The organism is Actinomycetota bacterium, assembly GCA_005774595.1.
Taxonomy (GTDB): domain Bacteria; phylum Actinomycetota; class Coriobacteriia; order Anaerosomatales; family D1FN1-002; genus D1FN1-002.
Genome location: VAUM01000137.1, coordinates 1 through 4,753 on the forward strand (window position 1 = coordinate 1; position 4,753 = coordinate 4,753).

Here is a 4,753-nt window from a genome sequence, read left to right on the forward strand (position 1 = left end):
GAGCGATACCAGGATGCTGATCAGCGGTCTGTGCCACAGCGTTCAGGGAACAGCCATGCAGATCGCCGGATGGTCGGCGCGCCGTTGATCGTTGCCTCAGGCGAGAAGTACCCCGATGCTCTCGCCGCGGCAGCGCTCGTCTCGGCGTCGGGCGGTCGGCTCGTCCTCACACGACGCGACGCGCTTCCGGCGGACGTCGTGAACAGCGCCTGGGCGACACCAGATGGCTGGGCCAGCGGCGGTCTCGGGTACTTCTCGTTCGCTGACCACTACGTCATCCACCGGGCGTGGCGGACTGTCTACATCGTCGGGGGCACAGGCGCCGTCGGCAAGCCGGTGGAGGACTGGTTCGCCAACAAGGAGGCGCACATCGTCCGCCTCGCCGGGGCCGACCGCTACGGCACTGCGGCGGCCGTCGCCGATGAGGTGGTCGCCCTCACCGGCACGACCACCGTCAACCCCGTGGTCGTCTCCGGTGAGACCTTCGCCGATGCGCTCGGGGGTGCGGCACTCTCGGCGGCTCGCAAGCAGCCCCTGCTGCTGGTGGGTCCTGACTACGTGCCCGCTTGCGTGACGGCGTTCTACGCGGCGCATGCGGCCACCGACAGTGTGGTGCTCGGCGGCTCGGCGGTGATGTCAGACAGCGTGGTCGCCCAGCTCAAGCCGGCCGTCCGCATCGCCGGCGCCGACCGATACGACACCTGCGCGCAGTCGGTGACCTATGGCCTCGATCAGGGTTGGTTCAAGCCGTATCACGTGGCGATCGTGACCGGCGCCAACTTCCCCGACGGTCTGGGGGCGGGTGCCGCTCTGGGCCGTCTCGGCTGGCCGACGCTGCTCACGTATCGGGACACCCTGCCCACCGCGACCGCGGACGTCCTCGCTGACAACGACGTGGTGCGCGTCTCGGTGCTCGGCGGAACGGGAGTCGTCAGCGCCGAGGTCGCCACCACCGCGAAGGCACTGCTCAAGTAGCGGGCGAATACCGACTGGGACACGACGGCCGCTTGGCGCCGTGGTGGGTGAGGGGCTTTGGCGCTGGCGTCACAGGCGCGAGAACGGTAGTGCGCACGCGCCCTCGCCGAGCGGGAGCGTCGATGACCCGGGCGTGACCACGTAGCCGGTCGATGCGATCTCGGCGGGCAATATGGACCGAAGCGCACGGATTTGGTCCGCGTGCCTCGGGTTGGGCGTCTCGGACAGCTTCACCTCGAGGGGCACTAGCCCAGCGTCATGTCTCACGAGCATGTCGACCTCGGCGCGCCCCGAGACGCCCCAGAAGTGGAGGTCCGGCCGCTGCCCGCGGTGCAGCAGTGCGCGGTGGACCTCGGCGACCACGGCGGTCTCGAACAGCGCGCCGCCGAGCGGTCCCGCAATCGCCGGCTCGGGGTCCTTGAGGCCCGTCAGGTGGCAGGCGAGCCCGACGTCGAGGAGGTACACCTTCGGGCGCTTGGCCAGGCGCTTCGCGACGTTCGCGTGGTACGGCGGCAGCAGGAGCAGTAGGTGCGAGGCCGCGAGCACCGACACCCATGCCTTCACCGTGTTGACCGCGATGCCGAGCGTGCGCGAGATGTCCGTCATGTCGAGCGTGGTCCCAGTGCGCGAGGCGATCAGCCTCAGGAACGCGTCGAACGTGCGAAGGTCGCCGACGTCTCGCAGCATGCGCACGTCGCGCTCGAGGTACGTCGCGACGTACGAGCTGAGCCACAGGCCGGCGTCGCCGTTGCGAAGCGCGGGCTCGGGGAACGAGGACCGCATCAGGCGCTCGAACCACGCGCGCGTCGTGTCGACGGTCCCGGCGTGTCCGGCGTCCTCCCACGCGAACCCGGCCTCGGGCTGGTGGTCGATCTCTCGTTGCGACAGCGGCATGAGGGTGAGCACGGCCGCCCTGCCGGCCAGCGACTCAGTCACCTGGCGCATCAGCATGAGGTTCTGCGATCCGGTGAGCAGGTAGCGCCCCGATGCGTCACGGTCCCGGTCGATCGCCTCCTTGAGGTACGGCAGGAGCTCCGGGACCTGCTGCACTTCGTCGAGGATCGCCGGTACCGCCAGCGACGAGAGGAACCCGCGCGGGTCGGCGAGCGCGGCGGCACGCACGTCCGGGACGTCGAGCGATGCGTACGACGCGCCGGGGCCGGCGACGTGCTTCGCGAGGGTCGTCTTGCCCGCCTGCCTGGGGCCGGTCACCACCACGGCGGGGAACTCGGTCAGGGCGCGCCGCAGGACCGTCTCGAGCGTACGGGGGAGGTACTCAGGCATCGTGGTCCCCTCTTCAGCGTTCGTGCAATATTGCATTGGGAGTGCATTATTGCACACTCGGCGACGCCCCGCTCGTTTGCTGCGGCTTGGGGCTGGGACGCCTCTCGGCGGTCCGACTCCGCTAGCATGGCACGCGGAGGTGGATGCGACGTGGACGCACCGGTGGCGCAGGTGCCGGCACAGGCCGGGCGCGAGCCCGTCTACGACGTCGCGCGCCTCACGGCGATCCTGTGCGTCGTGCTCATCCATGCGCTGAGCCCGCTCGTCGACGGCGAGCTCACGAGGCTCGGCCACGCCGGAGCCGTCGTGCTCACGAGCCGCATCCTGCGCTTCTCGGTGCCGGCGTTCGCGATGCTGACCGGCGCGCTGCTGTGGCCGAGGCCGTTCGGCGGCGCGAAGTCGTGGGGCGCGTTCTTCCGGCGGCGCCTGTCGGCCGTGCTCGCGCCGTTCCTCGCGTGGTCGGTCATCTACCTCGCGGCGGGCATCCCGCTCGAGCTGATCAAGCAGCCCACGTGGCGGCAGCTGTGGGGGATGTTCCTGCTCGGGACGACCTGGTACCACCTGTACTTCATCCCGATCATCATCGGCATCTACCTGCTCACGCCGCTCGCGGTCCCACTGGTGCGGTGGAAGCCGTGGGCCGCGCTCGTCGCCGCGGTGTGCATCGCGATGGCAGCGGGGCCGCTGCTCGGGCAGGTGAGCCTTCGCCCGCACCCCGAGCTCGAGGGCCTGCTCATGCGCATCGCGCGCTTCCTGCCGTACGCGGCCGCGGGTGCGTGGTACGCGGCCGAACGCGAGCGCGCGTCGACATGGCTGCGACGCGCGTGGCCGTGGGCGCTCGGCGCCGGGCTCGCGCTGCGGGTGGCGCAGGTGTACGAGTGGCTGCCGGTGAAGTGGGCCGGAGGCGGGCGGATCCTCGACGCCGTGCTCGTGAAGTACGAGATCGGCGTGCTGGCGTTCGACGTGACCATCAACATCCTCGCGACCCTCGCGTTGCTCGGCATCGCCGATGCGTCGCTGCGGGCGTTGCCCCGGCTCGCACCGATAGCGACCACCTGGGCGCCGTACGCGTTCGGCCTGTACCTCGCGCACCCGTTCGCGGTTGGCGCGTTCATGTTCGGCGCGCCGGCCATCGGACTGGCGTGGCCGCTGCCGTGGTGGGCGATGGTGTTCGTCGTGTGGCCGGTGGTGTCGGTCGGCGTGCTCATGCTGGTGCGGTGGCTGTCGCGCTGGCCGTGGTTGTGGTGGCTCACGGGCGTGCGGGGACCGTCCCGCGCGCCGAGCGCCGCGCCGCCCGCCGACGTGACGGCCGGGTGACGCCCCGCGCGTCGCTCCTGTGCGCCCGCGCGCCGCTGCGGTACCCTGTCCGTCGCACCCCTGATGTCCGACGACCCGCGAAGGGTACGCTTCCCCCATGCGCTCCATACTCGTCCGCGGCGGCCAGCCGCTCACAGGTGAGGTCCGCGTCGAAGGCGCCAAGAACTCGGCGCTGAAGCTCATCGCCGCGGCGCTCATGGCGCCCGGCGCTTCGCGCATCCGCAACGTCCCCGACATCGCCGACGTCTCACTCATGGCCGAGGTCGTCGCCGGCCTCGGCGCGCGCGTCACGCGCGAGGACCACTCGATCGTGGTGGACGCGTCGCACGTCGACCGCGTCGAGGCGCCCTACGAGATGGTCTCGCGCATGCGCGCGTCCACGGCCGTGCTCGGCCCGCTGCTCGCGCGCTTCGGCGAGGCGCGCGTCGCGATGCCCGGGGGCTGTGCCATCGGCTCGCGCTCGATCGACATGCACATCGCGGGACTGGAGCAGCTCGGCGCTGCGATCACGGTGGAGCACGGCGTCATCGTCGCGCGTGCGGAGCGCCTCACCGGAGCCGCGGTCACGCTCGAGTTCCCGAGCGTCGGCGCCACGGAGAACCTGCTCATGGCCGCGGTGCTCGCCGAAGGCGAGACCGTCATCGACAACGCCGCCCGCGAGCCGGAGATCTCGGACCTCGCGGCGTTCCTGCGTGCGATGGGCGCCGACATCGCCGGCGAGGGCACGCCCGAGATCCGCGTGCGCGGCGTCTCAGAGCTGCACGCTGCCGATGACCACGCCGTCGTCGGCGACCGCATCGAGGCGGGCACCTTCCTCGCCGCCGGCGCGCTGTGCGGCGGTCCGGTCACGGTCACGGGCTTCGACCCGCACCACCTCGAGATCGTGCTCGCGAAGATGCGGGCCGCGGGCGTCTCGGTCGAGCAGGGCGAGCGTTCGGTGACCGTGTCGGTGTCCGGGCGCCTCGCGCCGGTCGACGTCCAGACGCTCCCGTTCCCCGGCTTCCCGACCGACATGCAGGCGCAGTTCATGACGATGATGGCGCTCGCGGACGGCACGAGCGTGGTGACCGAGAACGTCTTCGAGAACCGCTTCCAGTTCGCCGGCGAGCTCGTGCGCATGGGCGCCGACGTCCACATCGAGGGCCATCACGCGCTCGTGCGCGGCGTGCACGCGCTG

4 protein-coding genes are annotated in these 4,753 nt (G+C 71.2%); 3 read left to right on the forward strand and 1 reads right to left on the reverse strand.

The window, feature by feature from the left end; genetic code table 11:
* Nucleotides 1–69: 69 nt before the first annotated feature.
* Nucleotides 70–975 (forward strand): cell wall-binding repeat-containing protein, encoded by a 906-nt coding sequence (locus FDZ70_06470; protein TLM76658.1) that lies wholly within the window; start codon nucleotides 70–72, stop codon nucleotides 973–975.
* Nucleotides 976–1,044: 69 nt separating this feature from the next.
* On the opposite strand, the gene FDZ70_06475 is transcribed toward FDZ70_06470, so the two are convergent.
* A complete protein-coding gene (locus tag FDZ70_06475) occupies nucleotides 1,045–2,259 on the reverse strand; it encodes an ATP-binding protein (GenBank protein ID TLM76659.1) in 1,215 nt (404 codons plus the stop codon).
* Between the two features lie 126 nt (nucleotides 2,260–2,385).
* Here FDZ70_06475 and FDZ70_06480 point away from each other — a divergent pair, with 126 nt between their 5' ends.
* Nucleotides 2,386–3,576, forward strand: a complete 1,191-nt coding sequence (locus FDZ70_06480) for an acyltransferase (GenBank protein TLM76660.1) — start codon at nucleotides 2,386–2,388, stop codon at nucleotides 3,574–3,576.
* Nucleotides 3,577–3,673: 97 nt separating this feature from the next.
* Nucleotides 3,674–4,753 (forward strand): UDP-N-acetylglucosamine 1-carboxyvinyltransferase (murA, locus tag FDZ70_06485; GenBank protein ID TLM76661.1); only part of this gene is annotated, 1,080 nt, incomplete at its 3' end.

Excerpts from the sequence above, each read along its gene's own strand:
- FDZ70_06470 (TLM76658.1), top strand. The coding sequence starts at position 70 with ATGGTCGGCGCGCCGTTGATCGTTGCCTCAGGCGAGAAGTACCCCGAT.
- FDZ70_06475 (TLM76659.1), bottom strand. The coding sequence starts at position 2,259 with ATGCCTGAGTACCTCCCCCGTACGCTCGAGACGGTCCTGCGGCGCGCC.
- FDZ70_06480 (TLM76660.1), top strand. The coding sequence starts at position 2,386 with ATGGCACGCGGAGGTGGATGCGACGTGGACGCACCGGTGGCGCAGGTG.